Annotated in this window: 23 protein-coding genes; 13 read left to right on the top strand and 10 right to left on the bottom strand. The window is 61.0% G+C overall.

Annotation, left to right across the window (positions count from 1 at the left end):
• Positions 1–12: 12 nt before the first annotated feature.
• The 6 genes from NL154_RS12385 to NL154_RS12360 form a co-directional block, all read right to left on the bottom strand.
• Positions 13–1,656 (bottom strand): putative bifunctional diguanylate cyclase/phosphodiesterase, encoded by a 1,644-nt coding sequence (locus NL154_RS12385; protein WP_210630860.1) that lies wholly within the window; start codon positions 1,654–1,656, stop codon positions 13–15.
• Positions 1,657–1,895: 239 nt separating this feature from the next.
• Entirely contained in the window at positions 1,896–2,726 is an 831-nt protein-coding gene (locus NL154_RS12380; RefSeq protein WP_259669828.1) for a sugar phosphate isomerase/epimerase family protein, read from the bottom strand.
• Positions 2,726–3,931 carry an NAD(P)/FAD-dependent oxidoreductase gene (locus NL154_RS12375; protein ID WP_221122683.1) on the bottom strand — a complete coding sequence of 402 codons (1,206 nt, stop codon included), beginning with the start codon at positions 3,929–3,931 and terminating at the stop codon, positions 2,726–2,728. The genes NL154_RS12380 and NL154_RS12375 overlap by 1 nt, the downstream gene beginning before the upstream one ends.
• A 101-nt stretch (positions 3,932–4,032) precedes the next feature.
• Positions 4,033–4,344, bottom strand: coding sequence for a MocE family 2Fe-2S type ferredoxin (locus tag NL154_RS12370; RefSeq protein ID WP_210630863.1), 312 nt, complete (start codon positions 4,342–4,344; stop codon positions 4,033–4,035).
• On the bottom strand, positions 4,341–5,375 hold the full coding sequence (locus tag NL154_RS12365; protein ID WP_210630864.1) for a sterol desaturase family protein: 1,035 nt from the start codon (positions 5,373–5,375) through the stop codon (positions 4,341–4,343). The genes NL154_RS12370 and NL154_RS12365 overlap by 4 nt, the downstream gene beginning before the upstream one ends.
• Positions 5,376–5,544: 169 nt before the next feature.
• A complete protein-coding gene (locus NL154_RS12360; RefSeq protein WP_210630865.1) occupies positions 5,545–6,546 on the bottom strand; it encodes a LacI family DNA-binding transcriptional regulator in 1,002 nt (333 codons plus the stop codon).
• A 268-nt stretch (positions 6,547–6,814) separates the two neighbouring features.
• Here NL154_RS12360 and NL154_RS12355 point away from each other — a divergent pair, with 268 nt between their 5' ends.
• Positions 6,815–7,507 carry a type 1 glutamine amidotransferase domain-containing protein gene (locus NL154_RS12355; protein WP_434732747.1) on the top strand — a complete coding sequence of 231 codons (693 nt, stop codon included), beginning with the start codon at positions 6,815–6,817 and terminating at the stop codon, positions 7,505–7,507.
• Between the two features lie 143 nt (positions 7,508–7,650).
• Positions 7,651–8,094 carry an SRPBCC family protein gene (locus tag NL154_RS12350; protein ID WP_064803462.1) on the top strand — a complete coding sequence of 148 codons (444 nt, stop codon included), beginning with the start codon at positions 7,651–7,653 and terminating at the stop codon, positions 8,092–8,094.
• Positions 8,095–8,231: 137 nt separating this feature from the next.
• On the opposite strand, the gene NL154_RS12345 is transcribed toward NL154_RS12350, so the two are convergent.
• On the bottom strand, positions 8,232–8,555 hold the full coding sequence (locus NL154_RS12345) for a hypothetical protein (protein ID WP_434732746.1): 324 nt from the start codon (positions 8,553–8,555) through the stop codon (positions 8,232–8,234).
• A gap of 490 nt (positions 8,556–9,045) precedes the next feature.
• Between NL154_RS12345 and NL154_RS12340 the strand changes: the two genes are divergently transcribed.
• A complete protein-coding gene (locus NL154_RS12340; RefSeq protein ID WP_434732745.1) occupies positions 9,046–11,475 on the top strand; it encodes a VCBS domain-containing protein in 2,430 nt (809 codons plus the stop codon).
• Positions 11,476–11,648: 173 nt separating this feature from the next.
• Here NL154_RS12340 and NL154_RS12335 read toward each other — a convergent pair whose 3' ends face one another.
• Complete coding sequence (locus NL154_RS12335; RefSeq protein WP_097600084.1) at positions 11,649–11,822, bottom strand: hypothetical protein; 174 nt, start codon at positions 11,820–11,822, stop codon at positions 11,649–11,651.
• Between the two features lie 126 nt (positions 11,823–11,948).
• On the opposite strand from NL154_RS12335, the gene NL154_RS12330 reads away from it, so the two are divergent.
• Together NL154_RS12330 and NL154_RS12325 are read left to right on the top strand one after the other, a co-directional pair.
• Positions 11,949–12,149 (top strand): hypothetical protein, encoded by a 201-nt coding sequence (locus tag NL154_RS12330; RefSeq protein WP_085778592.1) that lies wholly within the window; start codon positions 11,949–11,951, stop codon positions 12,147–12,149.
• Between the two features lies 1 nt (position 12,150).
• Complete coding sequence (locus NL154_RS12325; RefSeq protein WP_085778591.1) at positions 12,151–12,360, top strand: hypothetical protein; 210 nt, start codon at positions 12,151–12,153, stop codon at positions 12,358–12,360.
• Positions 12,361–12,440: 80 nt separating this feature from the next.
• On the opposite strand, the gene NL154_RS12320 is transcribed toward NL154_RS12325, so the two are convergent.
• Positions 12,441–13,343: an SDR family oxidoreductase gene (locus NL154_RS12320; protein ID WP_434732744.1), complete on the bottom strand. Its 903-nt coding sequence runs from the start codon at positions 13,341–13,343 to the stop codon at positions 12,441–12,443.
• Positions 13,344–13,434: 91 nt separating this feature from the next.
• On the opposite strand from NL154_RS12320, the gene NL154_RS12315 reads away from it, so the two are divergent.
• Positions 13,435–14,259: a helix-turn-helix transcriptional regulator gene (locus NL154_RS12315; protein WP_434732743.1), complete on the top strand. Its 825-nt coding sequence runs from the start codon at positions 13,435–13,437 to the stop codon at positions 14,257–14,259.
• Between the two features lie 297 nt (positions 14,260–14,556).
• Here the strand turns inward: NL154_RS12315 and ftsZ are convergent, their stop codons facing one another.
• Complete coding sequence (gene ftsZ, locus NL154_RS12310; protein WP_085780110.1) at positions 14,557–15,579, bottom strand: cell division protein FtsZ; 1,023 nt, start codon at positions 15,577–15,579, stop codon at positions 14,557–14,559.
• A gap of 307 nt (positions 15,580–15,886) precedes the next feature.
• Here ftsZ and NL154_RS12305 point away from each other — a divergent pair, with 307 nt between their 5' ends.
• From NL154_RS12305 to NL154_RS12275, 7 genes are all read left to right on the top strand, one after another.
• Positions 15,887–16,282: a hypothetical protein gene (locus NL154_RS12305; protein WP_097600080.1), complete on the top strand. Its 396-nt coding sequence runs from the start codon at positions 15,887–15,889 to the stop codon at positions 16,280–16,282.
• A 235-nt stretch (positions 16,283–16,517) separates the two neighbouring features.
• The gene (locus tag NL154_RS12300; protein WP_434732742.1) at positions 16,518–17,000 is read left to right on the top strand and encodes a cupin domain-containing protein; all 483 of its coding nucleotides are present in this window, start codon (positions 16,518–16,520) and stop codon (positions 16,998–17,000) included.
• 164 nt (positions 17,001–17,164) lie between these two features.
• A complete protein-coding gene (gene blh, locus NL154_RS12295) occupies positions 17,165–18,445 on the top strand; it encodes a bifunctional sulfur transferase/dioxygenase Blh (RefSeq protein WP_434732741.1) in 1,281 nt (426 codons plus the stop codon).
• A 105-nt stretch (positions 18,446–18,550) separates the two neighbouring features.
• Positions 18,551–19,114, top strand: a complete 564-nt coding sequence (locus NL154_RS12290) for a hypothetical protein (protein ID WP_434732740.1) — start codon at positions 18,551–18,553, stop codon at positions 19,112–19,114.
• Between the two features lie 155 nt (positions 19,115–19,269).
• Positions 19,270–20,193 (top strand): MYG1 family protein, encoded by a 924-nt coding sequence (locus tag NL154_RS12285; protein WP_434732739.1) that lies wholly within the window; start codon positions 19,270–19,272, stop codon positions 20,191–20,193.
• A gap of 232 nt (positions 20,194–20,425) precedes the next feature.
• Positions 20,426–20,815 carry a c-type cytochrome gene (locus NL154_RS12280; protein WP_221153477.1) on the top strand — a complete coding sequence of 130 codons (390 nt, stop codon included), beginning with the start codon at positions 20,426–20,428 and terminating at the stop codon, positions 20,813–20,815.
• A 143-nt stretch (positions 20,816–20,958) separates the two neighbouring features.
• Positions 20,959–21,777, top strand: a complete 819-nt coding sequence (locus NL154_RS12275; protein ID WP_210630880.1) for a cytochrome c oxidase subunit II — start codon at positions 20,959–20,961, stop codon at positions 21,775–21,777.
• Positions 21,778–21,788 lie beyond the last annotated feature (11 nt).

Here is a 21,788-nt window from a genome sequence, read left to right as displayed (position 1 = left end):
ATCGGCGCGTGGTCAAGCTTGCTTTTTGGATCCTTCTGCCCGGGTAATGAATTCCTCAATGGCCTCGACCGGAAGTGGCCTGCTCACCAAATAGCCCTGAAGCCTGTCGCAGCCCACGCTGCGCAACCATTCCGCCTGACCGGGCGTCTCAACCCCCTCGGCCGTCACCTGCATGTCGAGGTCATGTGCGAGGTTCACGACACAGCGGACGATTGCCTGGCTTTTCACATCGGTTTCGAGATCGGTAATAAAGTACTTGTCGATTTTGATCGTGTCGAAAGGGAATGTCTTGAGATAGCTCAGGGAAGAATATTCCGTGCCGAAATCATCCAGTGAAATCCGCAGGCCCAACACGTTAAGGGTATTCAGAGTGTCGATGTTGTTGACGGTCCGCTCGAGCAGCACGCTTTCGGTTATTTCGAGCTCCAGACGCTCGGGCTGAAGTCCGACCAAGTCCAGCGTCTGGGAAATCCGGTCGGTGAGACCGCTTGTCAAGAATTCAGCCACCGACAAATTGACGGCGACTATGTAGTTATCAGGCCACTTCTTCGCCTCGCGGCATGCCTGCCCCAAAACCCACGCGCCTATCTCTGGCATCATTCCATCCGCCTCGGCCATCGGAATGAATGCCGCCGGTGGTATTTTTCCAAGCAGAGGGTGGTGCCACCGCAGCAATGCTTCGAAACCGACAATGCAGCCGTGCTCGGCGATGGGCTGGTATTCGACATAGAACTGCTGTTGGTCGAGCGCCGTGCGCAGGCTGCGGCGCAGCAGTTCCCGCTGCTCCAGCAATTCGAGCATTGTTGGGTCATAGGCTTTAGCCCGACCACGCCCTTCTTTCTTGGCGGCGTAGAGTGCGAGGTCGGAAGCCTTCATCAGCTGTTCCGGACTCGTGCCGTCCGGCGGAGCGGTGGATATGCCGATGCTGGTGCCGACAAAGACCGCAATGCCGTCTATCGCGAAGGGCTTTTTGAACGCAGCAACCAGATCTTCGGCCAGGCGATGGGCTTTGGCGGGATGTCCCCCGCCGACGGAAATCACCGTGAATTCGTCGCCGGCCAGTCGATAGGCTCTGTCATCGCTGGAGAGGCAGGCTTGAATACGCTTTGCAGCCGATTGAAGAAGCTTGTCGCCCGCGGCATGCCCGAGCGTGTCGTTGACGGGTTTGAAGTCGTCAAGGTCGAGTTGCATCAATGATAGAGTTTCGCTCGTGCCTGCGATCTCCTGCAACAGCGCGGTCAGGTCCTCGCTGAATTGGCGCCGGTTCGGCAGTCCAGTCAATGGATCGTGGGTGGCGAGATGCAAAAGGGTTGCGCGTTCGTCGTCAACCTGCTCCTCGGATCGGACCACGGCAAACAGATCACCGATCCGATAGATCGTCAGGTCATGTGATCCGCCGAGTGCGTCTGTTATTCGCAAAGGCTGGGCGCTGTCACCCAGTGAACGGAAAGCGAGCATGACTGCCGATTTGTCCAGCTCCGGAAAATGCTCCCAGAAGGAGGCGGCTGGTTTGACGGAAGCGGGCAGCGCATTGCCAAGCAAATTTTCAACGGGATTGAAATCGCGATCAAAGAACAAAAGCCGGTCGACCAGGCCCCCCGAATCGATTGTCTCCGGTTTTTCGAGGGCCAAGCTGGCAGCAGGAATTTTCCGCATGTCGGAGGCTCTCCCTGATTGAATGCCCTACCAGATATTATAGCAACTTAACTACCGCACAACTTGTGCACGTTAAGAAATACATTAGGCAATTCTGATTAACAATCCCCAACCTCCGCCAACGCGTTCACGGGCTGTGGACGCATCTGCAGTGTTCTGACCGGTTGTTTGCCGCCGCCTTGGAAGCGGTGCCTGGGGGCTGACGAAAGAACGACTTGCCGCGCGATTGTTCCGGCGGTTCAGGCAATGGCAGTCCACAGTTCGCGCACCATCTGGCGCAGCGCCAGTGATTCGGCCCATCTGTCCGTCGAGTCGTTGCCGTCTCTGCCGGTGATGGCATAGGGCTTGGGCCCTAATTCGCAGGTAAAGACCAGCTCGGCATCATCGGCTGCACGTGATCGCCAATGGCGAAAGCCGTAGTCCCACCACTGCAGGAAGAGATCAACCCACGGCCGGTGATGCGGGAAGGAAATTTCGATCTGCACCTGTTCGCGTGAAGCGACGCGGCCGTGAAATGCATGGGCATTCTGCAGGATGCGCCTGACATGCGCGTGATTTTCCTCATCGACCGGAAAGGCGAATTCGCGCCCGACCAGGAAATGCGAAAGATCGGCCAGCAACGGCAGATCGGGGCGTCGATCGAGTAGATCGAGCGTGAAGAACAGGTCCGTCGTCATCCTGTCGCGATGGGTTTCGATGAATACCGGGATACCCGCATCTTCGGCGAGCCGCATCCAGCCATCGAGAATCGGCAGGCAATCCTCGATCCGGCGGGGGCGGATATCGGGCTGCAGATTGATGTGGCTGACCGGAAAGGCCGCGGCAAGTTCCAGCGGCAGACGCAAATCCTCGACGCAGCGGGGGAAGCAGACTGCCTCGATCTTCAAGCCGGTGCCTCGGATGGCCTGGTTGAGGCGGATGACATCGCCGCGGTTTGTATAGTGCGCACTGATGCCGTCGAAGCCCGCCTCGCAGATCGCAGCGATATTGTCGTCGAGGCTGGGCTCGAACCCGTCCGTGTGCCGGCGCTCCATGGCCCAGAGCGACTGGAAGATCAGGAGCTTCTGCATCACGCGGCCCGCGCGCTTTTCAGAAGGGTCTTGAGGTTCACGCCCGGGTCGGCCAATGCCGCAGGTTCGGGACTGATACAAGCGGCGATCAGCATTTCGGCAAGTTTGATATGCTTGGCCAGGCCGTTGCCGATGCCGAGACCCGCGGCGGCTACCAATCGCCCGTCATCGAGATAGAATTCGAGCTCTCCCTCCGCTGCCGATCGCCGGACGCTCTGATGCCCGGGCAGCGGCTGCCCCGCCACCTGGAGGCCGAGATCGTACTGGTCGGACCAAAACCAGGGAATGGCGGCAAAAGTCTCGGCGGCGCCGACCATGTTCCGTGCTGCGGTCTCGGCCTGCATTCTGGCATTCCGCCAGCTTTCAAAGCGGATGTGTCCTCCGCCAGCTTGAGCCACCGCCGCGCAATCGCCCGCGGCAAATATGTTCGGCGCGCTGGTGCGAAGGCATGCGTCCGTCAGAATTCCGTTGCCCGTGGCCAGTCCCGATGCTTCCGCCAAGGTCATTTCAGGCTGGACCCCGATGGCGCTGACGACGAGGTCAGCGGACAGGATGGTGCCATCGCTCAAGACGACACTATCGTTACCGATTTCCGCAACGCTCCGATCAAAGTGGAAGCGCACGCCTTCGGCGGCATGCCGGGCATGCAGCTTGTCGGCAAAACGGGCAGGGACGGCGCGGCCCAAAGGTTTCGGCGCGGCCTCGATCACATCGACCGCAACGTCCTTTGCACGAAGGACCGATGCGAGTTCCATCCCGATCAGACCTGCGCCGATGATCGCGACGCGCCGGCCGGGCGCAACCTTGGAGAAGATCGCTTCGGCGTCGGCGTGGGTGCGAAAGTCGAGCGCGCGTTCTGCGCCGGCACAGGCAAGCCGCCTCGGCCGTGCGCCGGTGGTCAGCAGCAGTTTTTCGTAACCCAATAGCTGACCATGGCTCAAGCTTACGGTTGCGGCGACGGGATCCAGCTTGGAGACCGAGCAGCCCTTGAGATAGGTGATGCCGGCCGCCTCAAGCGCTTCTTTCGCGCAGATCAGCTTCATCTGCACCGTGTCGTCGACGATTTTCGACAGAGGTGGCCGTTCATAGGGCAGATGAGGCTCGGCTCCGACCAGCGTGACTGCTCCGCAATAACCCGCCTCGCGCAGGGCGAAGGCCGCCCGGGTTCCGGACTCGCCCGCACCAATGATGACCATACCGTTCATAGCATTCTCCGACAGCAAGAGCAGCCGGCGCTCGTGACGAGGAGACGCCGGCCGGCGAGGTTCAGTTCTTCTTGGCGTATTCCGCCATGTTCTTTGGCCACTTAACCGAGGGCCACGCGCACCTCTCCGTCGACCACCTCCGCCGGATAGGTCTTCAGATTCTCGCAAGCCGGCAGCCTCAGCGCTTCACCCGTGCGGTAGTCGAAGGCGCCGGAATGCTTCGGACATTCCACCTCGAAATCCAAGACCAGTCCGTCGGCGAGGTGAATCGCCTCGTGGGTGCAGAGCCCGGCGGTGCAGTAGACGCTGTCATCCGGGCCACGGTAGATCGCGTAGGTGCGTCCGCCATGGTCGAAACGGATGGCGCCTTCCTGTTCGATGTCGTCAAGTCTGCCAGCTGAAACCCAGGTCATTCGGCGGCTCCTTCGGCTTCCAGGCGAGCCTTGCGGGCTGCGAGCCTTTCCTTGCGCCTGCGGTAGCGTTCCTGCATCTGCACTTCGCCTTCGGGCGAGCCGTCGTGCCAGGTGCCGAACCACTTATCGAGCGGGATCAGGGCATCGCCGTAGTTCACCTCGAAATATTTGTGGTGGAGGTAATGCGCATAGGCGTGACTATCGATCAGCCTGTCCTTGCCGACCTCGACCTTGTCAAAGCCGACATGGCCGGGAATTGCCCCGAAGCCGGCATAGTGCAGTTGATAGAGCATGATGACCGGGTTGGAGGGCAGGATCAGGTGGTAAAACGCCGTTCCGAAATAGAGCAGATGCTCGACTGGGTGCATCGACAGCGACGACCAGGGGGAGGGGTTGACGGAATTGTGGTGGACCGAATGCACCCACTTATAGAGAAAGGGCGTGTGGATGAGCCGGTGAATGCAGAAGAAGTGGAACTCGTGAATGATCGGAACGACGAGCGCGACGAGCGCCAGCGTCCAAGGGTTTTCGGCAAGGCCGAGCCACGGCGCATAGCCGTTGGCATAGGCCCAGAGCATGCCGACCTCGATGGCGGTCCAGATCACGACGCCCGAAAGGAAAGTGCGCAGAATATTGTCAAGGTTCTGGCTTTGGAACCAGAAAGCATTGTTTTTCTGGTCGGCGGGGAACTTGCCATTGTACTTGAAGCGGTTTTCCTGGCGCTTCAGAACATAAAGATGCAGTTCAAAGGCTCCATAGAACAGGAATACGCAGATCGCATTCACGGCGAATAGCCACGCTATCCAGCCGAAGCTCAGCGTCTGCATCGTGGCGACCGGGGGAATGATCCAGGCCCAATAGGCGAGCGCAGACACCGCAAAAATCAGGTTCCAGGGAAGGAAGTAGTGCGGCAGCCATTTCAGGATTGCCGTCAGTTGCGGGGGGAAGACGAAAAGCGGCGCGGTTTCGACCGGGTGGTTCGGCGCCCAGTCGCCGCGCTTGTTACGCTTGCCGAAGTTCAGATCATCCATTGGCATCTCCTCCGGGCGCCTGATGTCTCCGTGCCCGCACTCTTTTTTGGTAAAGGAGAGCGCCCCGTGCGCCTTGATCCGATGCGGCTTCTTGCGCGCCGGATCTTCTCCTGACGCGAAAGTAGCAGGGGGCGTTACGAACACCGAAGCCTTCCTTGATCTAATTAGATCAAAGTCCTTCCTTAGTGATGGTGATGAAGCGGATCGGGGTCCGGTCCGGCTCGATATCGGTCAAGCCAATACGGCGCAGGATGTGGTCGAGCGCCCGCCGCGCTTGGGCTTCCGGCGCCTGATCCAGCACGACATCCATGATGCCGTCCTTCAGGGCCGCGCGGGTATAGTCCGTCAATTCATGTCCGACGAAGAACACGTTGCCGCCGCTCGGATGGCGGCGCAGCACTTCGATCAGGGCGGAATTGGCGCCGCCGGCATTGTAGAGGCCGGCAAGGCCGGGATACATCTCCAGAGCCGACCACAAGAGATCGGCGCTGGCGCGCTCTTCATCGCCGCCGAAGCCCAGCCATTCGAAATTGGAGGCGCCGGGATGGTCGCGAAAATAATCCGAAAAGCCGCGAATCCGGTCGCGGTGCACCTGATAGATGGGATGGCAGATCGCAACGACAGGGCCGGTTCGAAGGGCCATTCGGCTGATATAGAGCGCAGCCGTCCGGCCCGCGGCAGTATTGTCGATGCCGACGAACTCGCCGACGCGCTCGGAAGCGCGGGTGACGACGTGGACTACCGGCAGGCCTTGCGAATTTACCTTTTCCACCGCGGCGCTGATCAAGGGGCTGCTCGGCACGGCAAGGATCAAGCCGGCACGTGAAAGGTCGGTGGAGAGGATGCGCCGCGCAATCGCCTCCGGATTCATCTCGTCGGTGAAACTGCGGTGCACAACCACCAACGGATCAAGGGTCGCAGCAATCCTTTCGAAGGCGTGGGAAAGGCGACGATAGAAGCTCGTTTCCGGGCGAACCATCAGCACTTCTATCCTGAGCAGGCCGCGATGGGTGTCGGGAAGCTTGCGCGGATAGTCCAGGTGCCGCGCGGCGGATATGACCTTCTCGACCAGTTCCGGCCGAACGCCCCCGCGTCCGTTCAGGACCCGCTCGACCGTGGCCGTTCCAACGCCCGCGTGGCGGGCAATATCCCGATAATTCGGCTTGATCACTTTCCAGATCCTTCGGATGCCAATGCAGTGCGGCCGATCCTATGGGCGATTTGTCCTTCTTCATACACCCAGGCCCCGAAACGCACAGGCACGCTTTTGCGTGGCACGCTATCCGAGCGCCGGCAGCGCTGGCCGATGGCGGAAGGCTTGTGTCGCGGGTGCAGCCGATCTATGCTTTCTCTCATTCAGCATGAGATTGCAGGCAGTCATCACCGTTAAACCGGACGCGGGGAGCTTTGTCCGCCGGCCGGATCGAAGGAGCTGAGCAATGAAAATTCTCATGGTTCTCACATCACATGATCAGCTGGGAAATACCGGCAAGAAAACGGGCTTCTGGCTTGAGGAGCTCGCGGCCCCTTACTTCGTCTTCCGTGACGCCGGGGCGGAGGTCGTGCTCGCGTCGCCGAAAGGGGGCCAACCTCCGCTCGATCCGAAGAGCAATGAGCCGGCGTTTCAGACGGACGACACGAGGCGATTTGAAAAGGACCCGACCGCGACGGCTGCGCTTGCCAACACGTTGAGGCTGTCCGACATCGATCAGGCCGATTATGACACTGTGTTCTTCCCCGGGGGCCATGGCCCGCTTTGGGACCTGACGAACGACCGCAATGCGCACACGCTGATCGAGGAGATGCTTGCGGCGGGAAAGCCGCTGGCGCTCGTCTGTCACGCACCGGGAATCCTGACCAATGTAACGGCGCCGGACGGCGGGCCGATCGCGAAGGGGCGCACGGTGACCGGCTTTACCAATTCCGAGGAGGCCGCCGTGCACCTCGTCGAGGTCGTGCCCTATCTGCTCGAAGACGTGCTGAGGGAGCAGGGGGCGAAGTTTTCGGCGACTGAGGACTGGGCCGTGCATGTCGTCCAGGACGGGCTGCTGATCACCGGACAGAACCCGGCATCGTCGAAGCAGGCCGCACGGCTGCTGCTCAACGCAGTGGGGGAGCAGGCGGCAGCATGACGCGAACGGGGAAGCGTATTTGCGGTGCGGTGCAGTTCGGACGTGAGTGATTTTTTCTTAAAGAAAATTTCGGCTCACTGTCGGATCGGCGAAGACTTGTCCGTCCTTAGCTCGTTCATTCCGTCCAGACAAGGATCACCACTATGCCAAGCACCATACGACTGCACCGCGTTTTCGCCACGAGCCCGGAGAAGGTCTATCGCGCCTTCATCGAGGCAGATGCGCTCGCAAAATGGCTTCCGCCGAACGGCTTCCTCTGCACAGTGCATCACCTGGAGCCGGCCGTCGGCGGCACCTTCAGAATGTCTTTCCGTAACTTCACCACTGGCAATAGCCACGCCTTCGGCGGCGAATTTCGTGAGCTCGTCCCGGGCGAACGCGTGCGTTATACGGACAAGTTCGACGACCCGAACCTGCCGGGCGAAATGGAAGTCACGGTGACGCTGAAGAAAGTCTCGGTCGGCACTGAGGTGGATATCACCCAGGCCGGCGTGCCCGATCTCATCCCGCCCGAAGCCTGCTATCTCGGCTGGCAGGAGTCGCTACGCAATCTGGCTAGGGTCGTCGAGCCCGACATAAACGAATAATGCAATTGCGCGAAACTTGACGAGCGGCGGCGCGCAGGCGCTTGCCGCCGCTCTGCCCTTCATTCCACAAATATTCCGTGGTGGGGGCGGAGATCGCATGGGCTGGGGGCGTGGTCGGCCGCAGTCAGCCGAAGTTGCTAAGCGTAATCCGCGCTTTGCTTGATCGAGCCGATCGTCTCGCGTGCGGGAAGCAGCGAAGACAGCCAGAGGGAATAGGTCAGGGATATACCCGTCGACCACAGGATCATCGGCAGTGTCATCACTTCGGAGATCAGTTTGGCCAGTTCCGGCGGATCGATCTCCCAGGAGAACAACGCGGCGGCCGGCTCCGGCTGACGGGTCTCCGTGCTTGCTTTCTGCATGTCTTCGAGCACGGACGCAGTGGCGGCTTGTTCGGCTGCTGACGGGTTCTGAACTGGAACGATGGCGGTTTTTCCATTATTTTCGGCTTCGCCGGACATTGGGAGCTCCTTGTTTGGCTTCGTTGTAGAAAGCCGATCCCCAGCTAGAAGTTTCATGACATGTCGATGAAATGATCGGCGTGGACTCAGCCGTGCTGACCTGATCGATCGAGGAAGAGTGGAAACGCTCTGAAGCTTGAGCCTGCGCTTCACCAACGCCTCGCGCCGCCGTCACACCCCATTGCTCATTACGATCGACGTCTGCGATTTCAGCCTCGGCAATCGCCGTCGCGCGCGTGCCGCGCTGACAAGAGGCCTTCTCTCGTAGCGAATTCGAGGAGAAATTAACCGTCGCAAGAAAATCGTCTTTTATTTCACAGTATATATGTTAACACTTTATTAGGAGTGGGGAGTATTCCGGTTCTGAATTAAGAAATATGGTGTTTGCCTCGAAAATACCGGGGCGGCGACGTGTTCCTTCGTGTCGTCTTAGCCTTAATATTCTTAAATCGGTTCCGGATTACTTGTTTTGAGTCATGGGGGTATTTTAATGGCTACGCAAAGCACCGGCGGTGGCAGCACGACTTCTTTCACCAATGCGCCACAGGCGAAGGATGACTCTTACATCTGGACGGAAGATCAGCTGCTCAGTCTTCAGCTCTACAATGCGGCCACCAAAACGATAACCCTTGACGTGATGTCGAATGATCTTGGCGGGAATGCCAAATCCCTCTTCTCGGTCGATGACGGAGATGGCAATCCAATTACAACTGATTATGAGCTTATTGCGAAAGACGTCGGAGCGAATGGGGCATCTGCCTGGGAGACGACCCTGCTCGGCAATTGGGTCAGGATCAACAATGGAAAGATTGAATACCGCATTAGCGATGGAAGCGGCATCGCGGGCTCGGGCGCGGATATCAATACACTGTCTGCCGGTGAAATCCTCAAAGATAGTTTTGTCTATGCGATACGGCTCGGCAATGGCACGCTGAGCGAGGCCAATGTCTCGATCTCACTCACCGGCGCCAACGATGCGGCTGCGATCGTCGTCGATGCGACGGTGAGCGACGACCGGGCAACGGTCGAGGCGGGTGCGGCCGGCAGCGGCGATCCGAGCGCCTCCGGCAAGCTGACGGTCAGCGACGTCGACGACGGCGAGGCGGTGTTTGCCGCCCCGGCATCGCTCGACGGCATCTATGGCAGCTTCAGCTTCAATGCCGCCACCGGCAGCTGGACCTATACGCTCGACAACAGCCGGGCGGCAACGCAGGCGCTCAACCAGGGTGACGCGGTCAGCGACACGCTGAGCGTCAGCTCGCTCGACGGCACCGCCAGCCACAATATCGTCGTCGCCATCACCGGCGCCAACGATGCGGCTGCGATCGTCGTCGATGCGACGGTGACCGACGACCGGGCGACGGTCGAGGCGGGTGCGGCCGGCAGCGGCGATCCGAGCGCCTCCGGCAAGCTGACGGTCAGCGACGTCGACGACGGCGAGGCGGTGTTTGCCGCCCCGGCATCGCTCGACGGCATCTATGGCAGCTTCAGCTTCAATGCCGCCACGGGCAGCTGGACCTATACGCTCGACAACAGCCGGGCGGCGACGCAGGCGCTCAACCAGGGCGACGCGGTCAGCGACACGCTGAGCGTCAGCTCGCTCGACGGCACCGCCAGCCACAACATCGTCGTCGCCATCACCGGCGCCAACGATGCGGCTGCGATCGTCGTCGATGCGACGGTGACCGACGACCGGGCGACGGTCGAGGCGGGTGCGGCCGGCAGCGGCGATCCGAGCGCCTCCGGCAAGCTGACGGTCAGCGACGTCGACGACGGCGAGGCGGTGTTTGCCGCCCCGGCATCGCTGAACGGCATCTATGGCAGCTTCAGCTTCAATGCCGCCACCGGCAGCTGGACCTATACGCTCGACAACAGCCGGGCGGCGACGCAGGCGCTCAACCAGGGCGACGCGGTCAGCGACACGCTGAGCGTCAGCTCGCTCGACGGCACCGCCAGCCACAACATCGTCGTCGCCATCACCGGCGCGGATGATGGACCAGCCAGGCAGGCACCGACCGACATTAAGCTGACGCCTGTCGTTCCGGCGGACAGCGTCAACTTCAATAGTTTCGAGTTCAGTGGTCTGCTGTCGGCGACTGATCCCGACGCGGGTGGATTCAGCTTCAACATTGCTTCGCAGTCGAATCCGGGCTTGTTCTCGATAACCGGCAATACGCTTCATTCGAGTGCGTTATCGACGAACGGTACATTTTCAGTGACGGTAACGGCAACGCAGACCGGTGATCCTATAGGGCCGACCTTCGAAAAGACGGAGACGTTCACTGTAATTACCGGTGGCAATGGCAATTCAGTGGACAATCCGACCGGTGGAACCGGCGACGATGTGCTCTACGGTGGCGGCGGTAACGATATGATGTTCGGGCTGGGAGGTGACGACACTCTTTTCGGTCAAGACGGCAACGACACGCTAAACGGTGGTGCTGGCAACAACATCCTTACCGGTGGCGTGGGAAATGACACCTTCTTTTTCCAAAAGTTTGCCACCACAACGAACCATATGACTGATTTCAATGCTGGGACGAATAGCACAACCGTGGACAGGTTCCAGTTGGACGTTGGAGGCGGCACATTCGAGTTCGCCGTCGGCAACAACAATACAATTGTGGACAATGTGAAGGTGGGGAACAACGCCACGATCAATGTTGCCGGAACGGAGCTTGCTGTCAAAACAGACGTGAGCGTCACGAACGCAACCGTCCAGAGCACCATCGATGGTTACGGCAACATAACCACAGGGGCATTGTTCGTGTTCCACAATACGGATCTCGGCCATGCGGCGGTCTACTACGATCAGAACCCAGGTTCAGCCGGCGGCGCGGTGCTGGTGGCTGAATTCGACAACATCACGACCCTCGGCGGGCTTGCGAATTTTAACTCGGGCGACTTCTTGTTTGGTTGAGGCGGTTTGTGATTGCGTAACGAGGTAGTTTTCCGACAGCAGCCGGACTGAACCTCATTCCCGCGCACAGGCCTGCGGGGGGTCTGAAATTTTGTGCGCCCAGCGTACTGGGCGCACAGAATTCGTCGGGTGGCAGATAGCGTCATTTCACGCGTCGCGGGAGCCTGCCGGCCTCAATTGGTCCCATCGTTTGGTCTTGCCTTTGCGCTGTCATTGGTGGTGTCCGACGCGGTTTTTCCGTCCGGTTGCTGGCCGAAATAGGTGCCGCCGAGATGGCCGCCGGCGCTGGTGTTTCTGACCTGCTGTTCGGCGCGTTTCTGAAGTTCTCGAACGTTGGTCTTGCTCATGTTCGGCTCCTTTTTCGAGGTTCTCGACTTTTCACCAACCGATGGGGACCGGGACTGTTCCAAATTTTCTGCCGGAACCCTTCCTCGCTTTCGCGGTTTTTCCTATTCAACCAAGGAGAAACGACGATGGGCATGACCACCCCCAAGGACGGCGCCCCCGGCACGACCGATCAATCGCCTCGGTGGGAAGGACCGAAGGGAAACACCCCGCGCGGATATCTCAAACCCAAGGACGATCCGGACAGGAATCGCGACGCCAATGGTGAGAACAACCGCGATCCTGAAATGAACGACATTTCCGACGCTATGAAGCAGAAAGGCGAATGACATGGGCAATCCGAAAAAGGACGCCGCCGGTCAGTTTGCCAAATCCCGGGCCGACCGGAAGGCCAGCGGCGTTGCCAGCGCCAAGCCGACCGTGATCACCGGCTCGGAGGACGCCACGGTGAACAAGAACCCGCCGGGCAAGAAGAAGCCCGAGAAGGACTGGGACATCAACTACGATCCCGCCGATATGAACGAGGGACGGATGCGCTGAGCCGGTAGCGCACCCGCCTCATCCGACGCGGCCCCTTGCGGGGCAACTCAGGATGAGGCTCGTGAGCGATGGCTCGACATTCAGCCTTGTGCTGCCCCGGCAAAATAGGCCGGGTGGTCGATATCGGCGAGCAAGCCAGGTTCCATGGGCTGCCAGCCGAGGAGAGTGCGGGTGTGTGCACTCGAGGTGGGCACGTCGAAGCCGGCGAACATTCCAAACCAGCCAAAATGCTCAGCCGCCTCTTGCCGCGACAGCGAGACGGCAGGCACGCCGAGGCGGCGGCCGATGAGCTCCGCAATCTCCCGGAAGGGCACACCCTCTTCGGCGACCGCGAGGGAGGGGCCACCGCTGGCGCCATGCTCCAGCGCCAGGCGGTAGACCCGGGCGGCATCGCGCCTGTGCACGGCTGGCCAGCGATTCTCCCCGTCGCCGATATAGGCGGAAATACCTTTCCGCCGGGCGATATCGATCAGGATTGGGATGAAGCCGTGATCGCCATGCCCGTGCACTGATGGCGGGAGCCGGACGGTGGAGGCGCGCACGCCGCGGGCGACAAGTGATACCGCAGTGATTTCGGAGGCGCGGGGATAGGTTTCGGTCGTTGGCATCGGCGGGTCCTTTTCGGTGCCGATGCGGCCGGGTGCATGGCCGAGGCCGGCAGTGACCAGCAGCGGACGGTTGGAGCCCCGGAGGGCTTCACCGAGCGCCTCGATGGCGCGCCGGTCGGCGGCGCAATTCTCCGCGAATTTCGAGAAGTCATGGTTGAAGGCCGTGTGGATGACGCCGTCGGCCTCGGCCGCGCCGCGCTTCAAACCCTCCAGGTCGTCAAGCGTGCCGCGCTGGACCTCGGCTCCTGATGCCGCCAGTTCGGCCGCTCCCTTGTCCGAGCGGGCCAGGCCGAGAACCTGATGGCCGGCGCCGATCAACTCCTTGACGACGGCCGAGCCCACCCACCCTGTGGCTCCGGTAACGAATACGCGCATGTCGATATCTCCTGATTGGACGCAGACAGATATCGAGCAGGCTGATATCATGGTAAAGTAGTGATCTTATCATGGTATAAAGGCTAACAGGATGAGCGAATTCGTCGCCTCCGATAATCGGCTGGGCAGCTACCTCAAGGACCGCCGCGGCAAGCTCGATCCCGCCGCCCTTGGCTTTGCCGGCGAGCGGCGCCGTACGCCGGGGCTTCGCCGCGAGGAGGTGGCGAGCCGCGCCAATATCAGCCCCACCTGGTACACATGGCTGGAGCAGGGCCGCGGCGGTGCGCCTTCGGCCGACGTGCTCGACCGAATCGCCCGTGCCCTGATGCTGACGGATATCGAGCGCGAGCACCTCTTTCTGATTGGGCTCGGCCGCCCGCCCGAAGTGCGCTACCGCAGCGGCCAGGGCATCACGCCGCGGCTGCAGGGCGTGCTCGACGCGCTTGATCCGTGCCCGGCGCTGATCCGCACCGCGATTTGGGATGTGGTCGGCTGGAACCGGGCGGCGACCGTGCTACTGACCGACTACGGCGCGCTGCCGCCGGAAGAGCGCAACGTGCTGCGCTTCATCTTCCTCGACCCGCGCGTGCGCGCTGCTCAATATGACTGGGAAAGTGTCGCCCGCTTCGTCGTGGCCGCCTTCCGGGTGGATGCGGCACGCGCCGGTGCTGCCGCCGAGGTGGAGCCGCTGGTCGACGAACTCTGCCGCAAGAGCCCGGAATTCCTGGCCATGTGGCGCGACAACGATGTGCGCACCCATGGCGAGGGCGCCAAACACATCAAACACCCGGTCCTCGGCCTGCTCTCCTTCGAATATTCCGCCTTCCAGGTGGACGGTCGGCCGGACCTCAGCATGGTGGTGTATAATCCGGCGACGGAGGAGGATGCGGCGAAGATCAGAGAATTAGTCAGGTGAGACAGTGACGCTGCTGCCGTGATTGATAGGGACTGCTACTGGAAGTCTTCAGAGCTCGAAAGGAGAGCCGTGGTCAGTGATAATGCGGCGAATAGAAACAGGTACTTCAATTTTCTATCTTGAGTTCCGCGGTGTCTCTCTTGAGCATTGGCGCGGTATCTTCCGACCACGCTCATGATGAGGCGCATAGCCTTAGGGGCCATGCCTCGAAGCATGAGCGCCGCATTCTTTCCTGCGTTTTGAGTGCGATGCTTATCCGGCCGATCTCTGACAAACCGGCCGGTTGACTGCCGCCGCTTACTGCAGCGTGCGCGTCTGAATCGGCTCAGCGGGCGCGTGAGAAGGGGACGCGGAGAGAGAGCTGCCTTCCAGGCCGGTCGCCACCACCGAGACGCGAAATTTGCCGTCGAGGCTGCGGTCGAAAATCGCGCCGACGACGATGTCGGCGTCGTCCTGCACTTCGTCACGAATGCGGCTTGCCGCCTCGTCCACTTCGAACAAGGTCATATCCGAGCCGCCGGAGATCGAGATCAGCACGCCCTTGGCGCCCTTCATCGAAATATCATCCAGAAGCGGGTTGGCGATTGCCGCTTCCGCCGCCTTCATCGCCCGGCTTTCGCCGGCGGCTTCGCCGGTGCCCATCATCGCGCGGCCCATGCCCTGCATGACCGACTTCACGTCGGCGAAATCGAGGTTGATCAGACCTTCCTTGACGATGAGGTCGGTGATGCAGCCGACACCGGCAAAGAGCACGCGGTCGGCCGTCATGAAGGCATCGGCGAAGGTGGTTTTCGCATCGGCGATGCGGAAAAGGTTTTGATTGGGAATGACAATAACGGTATCGGCCGCCTGACGAAGGGCCTCGATGCCAGCTTCCGCCGTCCGCATGCGGCGATTACCCTCGAAGGTAAACGGCTTGGTGACGACGCCAACGGTCAGGATGCCGGCCGCGCGTGCGGCGCGCGCGATGACCGGGGCTGCGCCCGTGCCCGTTCCTCCGCCCATGCCGGCGGTGACGAAACACATGTGCGATCCTGCCAGGTGATCCATGATCTCGTCGAGCGATTCTTCTGCCGCCGCATGTCCGATTTCCGGCAGGGAACCGGCGCCGAGGCCCTCCGTCACATTCGCGCCGAGCTGGATGCGGCGCGATGCCTTTGAGGTGGCAAGAACCTGGGCATCGGTGTTTGCGGCGACGAATTCGACGCCTGCCAGCTTCTCCGCGATCATATTGTTGATCGCATTGCCGCCGCCGCCGCCGACGCCAACCACGGTGATTTGCGGCCGCAGCCCGGTAATGCCGCTCTTGGCGTCCGTCATCGTCTTCTCCTTCGATATCTCGTTTCCGCACGCCCTCATCGCGGACAGCGAATCGGCGTTGAGCATAGTCGCCCAACAAGGCAGAGGCGAGGCGAAAGAAGCGGTGCGCCTTGAGCGACGCGAAGTTCTCGTCAGCTCTGCGTCGGCAAATCCGAAGCGGCGGGCAAGTGCATGTCCTCTCGCAGTGGGACGCAGGCGAGACATCCTAGCTGTGCTGCTGATTTCGATCACAAGCGCCGGCGGGGCGTGAACTAAAGCCGCGCCGCGGTGTTTACAGGCATACCTCTTCTCTGAAAGGAACATCCCCATGCAAAGACTCTTGCTCTCCGGTCTTGCCCTTGCAGCATCGGCCGCCACCGCCTTCGCCCAACAGCCGCCCGCTCCACCACCCGCCGGCGAGCCACCCGCAGCGAATGAGCCCGCATCGCCACCCCCGCCTGCGCCTGATGATGAGAGGGTGATGCGTCACGGGGCGGATGAGCAGTCCCGAGATCGCCCCGACTACCGCTGGCATGGTTCGAGAGGCGACATGGGCTTCCGTGATTATCGCGGTCATCGCCTGCCGCCGCCCTCCAAGGCGGCCCGTTTCCAGATCGAGGATGGAAATACCCGGATCGACCTGAAATGCGCTGAGGACGAACCGACGAAGGTATGCGCCGATCTGTTGCTTCAGGTGATGGATCGCCTGCAGGGCCAGGATTGACTTCAACGGACGTCACATTCGATGTCGATCGGTCAAAAGGACTGATTGCGGCCGGTTCGCGTTGCCATCGGAGATGAGCGTGACAGGCTGAAGCGCGTGGGGCTGGAAACTGCCGGAATTTGTTACGCCTGCTTCGTTCTCGATCCCAATGGATGCAATATCGAGGCAAAGATCGACGAACCGCAGGCATGAGGATGAGCTCCTCAACAGATATCGTCCCAGGGGGAGGTGGGATATGTCGACTTTCAAGAATGCCGTCGTTTCTTTGTCTAGCAGGGAGCGGGTTGCGAAGACGCCGTTTGGGGCGAGGATCGTCATCCATGCCACGGCCGCCGAGACCGGTGGTGCATTCGGCATGTGGGAAACCTTCACGCCGCCGGGACATGGCCCGGCTCCGCACACGCACACGCGGGAGACTGAAGTCTTTCGGGTCATCCGCGGGCTCTATCGATTCCGGTGTGGCGATGAGGCATTCGACGCGCCGGTGGGATCGGTCGTCGTTCTGCCGCCGAATGTGTGTCATAGCTGGCGCAATATCAGCAAAGAACCTGGCCAGATGTTCGGCACAGTGACGCCAGGCGGCTGCGAGCAGTTGTTCATCGATATCGAGGCGACAGGCGCCGACACACCTGAAAAAATTGCCGTGATTGAAGCGCGGCTCGGGATCGTCAATGAAATGACGCTGGCTCTCGGATTGGCCGGACCGCAGCCGCACTGACCCGTTGCAGCCGGCCAGCCGGGCAAGGGGCGGCGATGCTGTCGTTTTGACCAGTCGGGCGAGCGCGAGAACAGGCGCCTCTATTCTTGCGCTCGGCAATATACTTGTGAGATTGTGCGACTATACGTGCGATACTGCGTGGTCAGGGCGGCGCGGAGGCTTCGATGATGCCCGTGAGGGTCAATGAGCGGATATCGGTGTCGGGGCAGCCCGATCCAGACGGTTTTGTCGATTTCGCCAAGCAGGGATTCGCCGCCGTTATCAACGCGAGACCCGACGGCGAGGAGCCGGGCCAGCCAGGCAATGCGGCAGAAAAGATTTCCGCGGCCGCCGCCGGGCTTTCCTACAGTTTCGTGCCGGTGAACGGCAAAGAGATTACCGAGGGCGATATCCGCGCCTTTCAGGCGGCGATGACTGAGGCGAAGGGACCGGTCTTCGCTCATTGCAAGAGCGGCACGCGGGCATTGACACTCTATGTGCTGGGCGAGGTGCTCGACGGGCGGATGAAGCCGGAGGACGTCCAGACCTTCGGCGAAGGCCTCGGTTTCGATCTTGCCGGCGCGCGCCGCTGGCTCGAAAAAGCGGCAAGCCAGCGGCTTCAGGTGAAGGCCTTTTTCGAGCCCCGCACCTGCAGCGTGCAATATGTCGCGTCAGATCGGGTGACGAAACGCTGTGCGATCATCGATCCGGTATTCGACTTCGACGAGATGTCGGGCGCGACGGGAACGGTGAGCGCCGACGCCATCCTTGCCTATATCGAGAGCGAGGGGATGACGGTCGAGTGGATACTCGACACACATCCGCATGCCGATCACTTCTCCGCCGCCCATTATCTCAAGGAAAAGACCGGCGCGCAGACGGCGATCGGCGTCCATATCACCGATGTGCAGAGGCTTTGGAAAGAGATCTATAACTGGCCGGCGCTAGCGACCAACGGCTCGCAGTGGGACCGGCTGTTTGCCGATGGCGACACGTTTGAAATCGGCGGCCTTACGGCCCGCGTGATGTTTTCGCCCGGCCATACGCTGGCATCGGTGACCTATGTGATCGGCGACGCCGCCTTTGTGCACGATACGATGTTCACGCCGGATTCAGGGACTGCGCGCGCGGATTTTCCGGGCGGCAGTGCGGCCGCTCTCTGGCACTCGATCCAGGCGATCCTGTCGCTGCCGGAGGAGACCCGCCTCTTTTCCGGCCATGATTACCAGCCGGGCGGTCGTCACCCGCGCTGGGAAAGCACGGTCGCAGCCCAAAAGCGCGCCAATCCGCATATTGCAGGCATGGACGAGGCCGGTTTCGTGGCGCTGCGTCAGGTGCGCGACCGTACGCTGCCCAAGCCGAAGCTGATGCTGCATGCGCTGCAGGTCAACATTCGCGGCGGTCGGCTGCCGGAACCAGAGGAGAATGGCCGCCGGTATCTGAAGATCCCGCTGGATGCCTTATGATGGAGGCGGCGAGGTGCCGACTGCCGGCATGAACTCGCTGGCCTTTTTCCCGGACTGGCCTATGATTTCCCAGAATGTATGCGCCTGGTCGAACGGAGTTTCGAAATGCTCGAACGAAATCAGCTTCCTTTGCGCCCGGCAGCTCCCGGTTTCGCCGTCGCCTGGGTCACGGTCATTGCCGGCGTCAGTGTCGCTCTCAGCCTGCTTTTCGCCTGCGTCACGCCTTTCGTTGCCCTGGCGGCAGTCTCGGCTGTCGTTCTTCCCCGGAAGATGGCGATAATGGCGGTGCTGCTCGCCTGGCTTGCCAACCAGACGGTCGGATATCTCATACTCGGCTATCCCCAGACCTTCGACAGTTTTGCTTGGGGGCTGACGATCGGTATCGCCGCATTTGCATCGCTCGTGGCATCACTCGGCGTGCTTCGCCTCAAGGCCGGCCCTGCCGCCACCATGGCCGGCGCCTTTATCGCCGGGTTCGTCGCGTATGAAGCTGTGCTCTTAGCCGCGACGGTAGTGCTTCCTTCCGGCGATGACGCGTTTTCGGCAGCGGTCGGCGCCGAGGTTCTTTTGATCAATTCTCTCGCTGTGATCGGACTGATCTGCCTGCATGCCGGTGCAGCGGCCGGCCGCGCGCTTGTTGCAGCACAGCCGGGACCGGCGCTGCCTTAGGCCTTTGCCTTCACGCATGTCGTTTCAAAGCTGCCCAGTCGCCTTCCGACGCTGCGCAGAATGTGTGAAGGCGGGTTGAGATAGCGGCCGCCAACGGCTATCTCGTTCAGACCCGCAAGCGGATCCTCCGCCAAACCACAAGGCGCATAGCTTCCATGAGCCCCGATTTCCTCGTTACCCATTCCGGTGGTTTCCATGCCGACGAACTGCTGTCGAGCGTCATCCTGACGCGGCTTTTCCCGCAGGCGCGTCTGATCCGCAGCCGGGCGCCGGAATGGATTACGCCAGCCCCGGACCGGATCATCTATGATGTCGGCGGAGCCTATGATCCTGCCGCCGGCATATTCGATCATCATCAGCGCGGCGCGCCGCTGCGCGACGATGGCCAGCCCTACAGCTCGTTCGGCCTGATCTGGAAGCATTATGGCCGCGATTATCTCGCAGCCTCCGGTCTTCCCGATCATTATGTCGAAGCCCTCCACGCCGCTTTCGACATTGGTTTCGTGCTGCCGATCGACCTGACCGACAATGGCGCGCTCAGCCCTTCGGGTCCTTTGGCGGGCCTGACGCTGCCGGCGCTGCTCGAGACCCTGAAACCGGTGTTCGATGAGGCGGAACCTGAGGCTGACGATCGTGCCTTCCATGCGGCGCTGGCCATTGCACGCCGTTTCATCGATGCCGGGATCGCCCAGAGGGCCGCAAAACTGCGGGCCGAGGCGATCGTGTATCGGGCGATCGGGGCTGCGGCGCAGGGGCGCATTCTGGAATTGCCGAGAGGGATGCCCTTCCGCCCCGCCATCGTCAAGGCCGGCGCCGATCAGCTGCTGTTCGTCGTCCACCCGCGCGAAAAGGATTGGTGCGTGACCGGCATTCGCCGCGCCGACGACGGGTTCGAGCTCCGGGCCGATCTGCCGGCAAGCTGGGCCGGCCTTACCAATGGTGAGCTGGAGGCGGTCTGCGGCATCGAGGGAGCGAGCTTCTGCCATAACGGCCGCTTCATCGCTGCCGCCAAGACCCGAGAGGCGGCGCTTGCCATGGCCGAATTGGCCGTACAAGAGGCGCTTTCGATCGGAGCATAAGTCGGATGGCGCGGCGCCATTCTCCAGCAGATCATCGCGTGCTGACCGGATTTTGGACCGGCATTCGCGTCGGGCCACAGGGTATCGGATTGTGCCCAAGTGCCAGCAATCGTGGAAGCGATTGACTTGCATCCGCGATGGACTAACTTTAACCCCTAGCAACCACCACCCCCGCGCGAATGATGGCCGAGGGTGAGAGTGGCTGGCGACCTTGAGGAGGATGAGGTTTGCCGTGGATTACCGTGTTATTCTGCTGATCGCCGCATCCGTCATTGCCCTTTCCCCTCCCAACGCTGGAGCGCAGGAGGGGGACGCGACGGCCGGCGCCACCGTTTTCAAAAAATGCGCGACCTGTCATATCGTCGAGTCCGATACGAACAAGGTGGGTCCGTCACTGAACAAGCTGTTCGGCCGAAAGGCCGGAACGCATCCTGATTTTGCTTATTCTGCGGGAATGAAGGCGGCCGGCGAAGGTGGTCTCGTCTGGGACGAGACTACGTTGCGTGACTATCTGCACAATCCGAAAGCCAAGGTGAAGGGCACCAAAATGGCCTTTGCAGGGGTGAAGGATGACCAGGAGATCACCAATCTTATCGCCTATCTCAAACAATATTCCCAATGATGGGGAATACTTCCAAATGACGGGTTGCCGGCGGCGGCGCATGCCTAAATCGCCGTAATTGCCGACATTTTCTATTTGTGCGATAATAAACTCGACATTTGTGGAGTGCGGTTTCACGGTCGGTCGGCCCAGGAGGGGCGGAAATGGCTGTTGTACTGGTTCTCGTCCTGGTTGTTGTCGGCTCCGTGCTGTTCCATGTGCTGAGCCCGTGGTGGTGGACGCCGATTGCGTCCAACTGGAGTTATATCGACAACACGCTCGTCATCACCTTCTGGATCACCGGCATCGTCTTCGTGGCGGTGATTTCCTTCATGGCCTATTGCGTCTTCCGCTTCCGCCACAGACCGGGCAACCGGGCGCATTATGAGCCCGAAAATCGCAAGCTGGAATTGGTTCTGGCCTCGGGAACGGCGGTTGGCGTTGCGGCAATGCTGGCGCCCGGCCTGATCGTCTGGAACCAGTTCATCACAGTGCCTGCCGATGCCGCATCGGTCGAAGTCGTCAGCCAGCAGTGGCTGTGGAGCTTCCGCCTGCCGGGCGCGGACGGAAAGCTCGGCCGTGCCGAGACGCGTGACGTCACTTCCGACAATCCGCTCGGCCTCGACAAGAACGATGCGAACGGCCTCGACGACATCATCGTCGAAGGCGGCGAGCTTCATCTGCCGATCGGTAAGCCGGTGCATATCCTGCTGCGCTCCGTCGATGTGCTTCATGATTTCTACGTGCCGGAATTCCGCGCGAAGATGGACATGATCCCCGGTATGGTCACCTATTTCTGGCTGACACCGACGCGCACAGGCACGTTCGAGATTCTCTGCGCTGAACTCTGCGGCGTCGGTCATCCACAGATGCGCGGCACCGTCATCGTCGACAGCGAGGCAGACTATCAGACCTGGCTGGGGCAGCAGCAGACATTCACCCAGCTTACGGCGTCATCGGGAGAGCCGCCGCCGGCGAACTGAACCGGGACGAC

It is taken from the genome of Rhizobium sp. YTUHZ044 (assembly GCF_051123975.1).
Classification (GTDB): Bacteria; Pseudomonadota; Alphaproteobacteria; order Rhizobiales; family Rhizobiaceae; genus Rhizobium.
This window is presented reverse-complemented; position numbering and strand designations above follow the sequence as displayed.

Coding starts and splice junctions, on each gene's coding strand:
- NL154_RS12385 (WP_210630860.1), bottom strand. CDS start 1,656: ATGCGGAAAATTCCTGCTGCCAGCTTGGCCCTCGAAAAACCGGAGACA.
- NL154_RS12380 (WP_259669828.1), bottom strand. CDS start 2,726: ATGCAGAAGCTCCTGATCTTCCAGTCGCTCTGGGCCATGGAGCGCCGG.
- NL154_RS12375 (WP_221122683.1), bottom strand. CDS start 3,931: ATGAACGGTATGGTCATCATTGGTGCGGGCGAGTCCGGAACCCGGGCG.
- NL154_RS12370 (WP_210630863.1), bottom strand. CDS start 4,344: ATGACCTGGGTTTCAGCTGGCAGACTTGACGACATCGAACAGGAAGGC.
- NL154_RS12365 (WP_210630864.1), bottom strand. CDS start 5,375: ATGGATGATCTGAACTTCGGCAAGCGTAACAAGCGCGGCGACTGGGCG.
- NL154_RS12355 (WP_434732747.1), top strand. CDS start 6,815: ATGAAAATTCTCATGGTTCTCACATCACATGATCAGCTGGGAAATACC.
- NL154_RS12350 (WP_064803462.1), top strand. CDS start 7,651: ATGCCAAGCACCATACGACTGCACCGCGTTTTCGCCACGAGCCCGGAG.
- NL154_RS12345 (WP_434732746.1), bottom strand. CDS start 8,555: ATGTCCGGCGAAGCCGAAAATAATGGAAAAACCGCCATCGTTCCAGTT.
- NL154_RS12340 (WP_434732745.1), top strand. CDS start 9,046: ATGGCTACGCAAAGCACCGGCGGTGGCAGCACGACTTCTTTCACCAAT.
- NL154_RS12335 (WP_097600084.1), bottom strand. CDS start 11,822: ATGAGCAAGACCAACGTTCGAGAACTTCAGAAACGCGCCGAACAGCAG.
- NL154_RS12330 (WP_085778592.1), top strand. CDS start 11,949: ATGGGCATGACCACCCCCAAGGACGGCGCCCCCGGCACGACCGATCAA.
- NL154_RS12325 (WP_085778591.1), top strand. CDS start 12,151: ATGGGCAATCCGAAAAAGGACGCCGCCGGTCAGTTTGCCAAATCCCGG.
- NL154_RS12320 (WP_434732744.1), bottom strand. CDS start 13,343: ATGCGCGTATTCGTTACCGGAGCCACAGGGTGGGTGGGCTCGGCCGTC.
- NL154_RS12315 (WP_434732743.1), top strand. CDS start 13,435: ATGAGCGAATTCGTCGCCTCCGATAATCGGCTGGGCAGCTACCTCAAG.
- ftsZ (WP_085780110.1), bottom strand. CDS start 15,579: ATGACGGACGCCAAGAGCGGCATTACCGGGCTGCGGCCGCAAATCACC.
- NL154_RS12305 (WP_097600080.1), top strand. CDS start 15,887: ATGCAAAGACTCTTGCTCTCCGGTCTTGCCCTTGCAGCATCGGCCGCC.
- NL154_RS12300 (WP_434732742.1), top strand. CDS start 16,518: ATGTCGACTTTCAAGAATGCCGTCGTTTCTTTGTCTAGCAGGGAGCGG.
- blh (WP_434732741.1), top strand. CDS start 17,165: ATGATGCCCGTGAGGGTCAATGAGCGGATATCGGTGTCGGGGCAGCCC.
- NL154_RS12290 (WP_434732740.1), top strand. CDS start 18,551: ATGCTCGAACGAAATCAGCTTCCTTTGCGCCCGGCAGCTCCCGGTTTC.
- NL154_RS12285 (WP_434732739.1), top strand. CDS start 19,270: ATGAGCCCCGATTTCCTCGTTACCCATTCCGGTGGTTTCCATGCCGAC.
- NL154_RS12275 (WP_210630880.1), top strand. CDS start 20,959: ATGGCTGTTGTACTGGTTCTCGTCCTGGTTGTTGTCGGCTCCGTGCTG.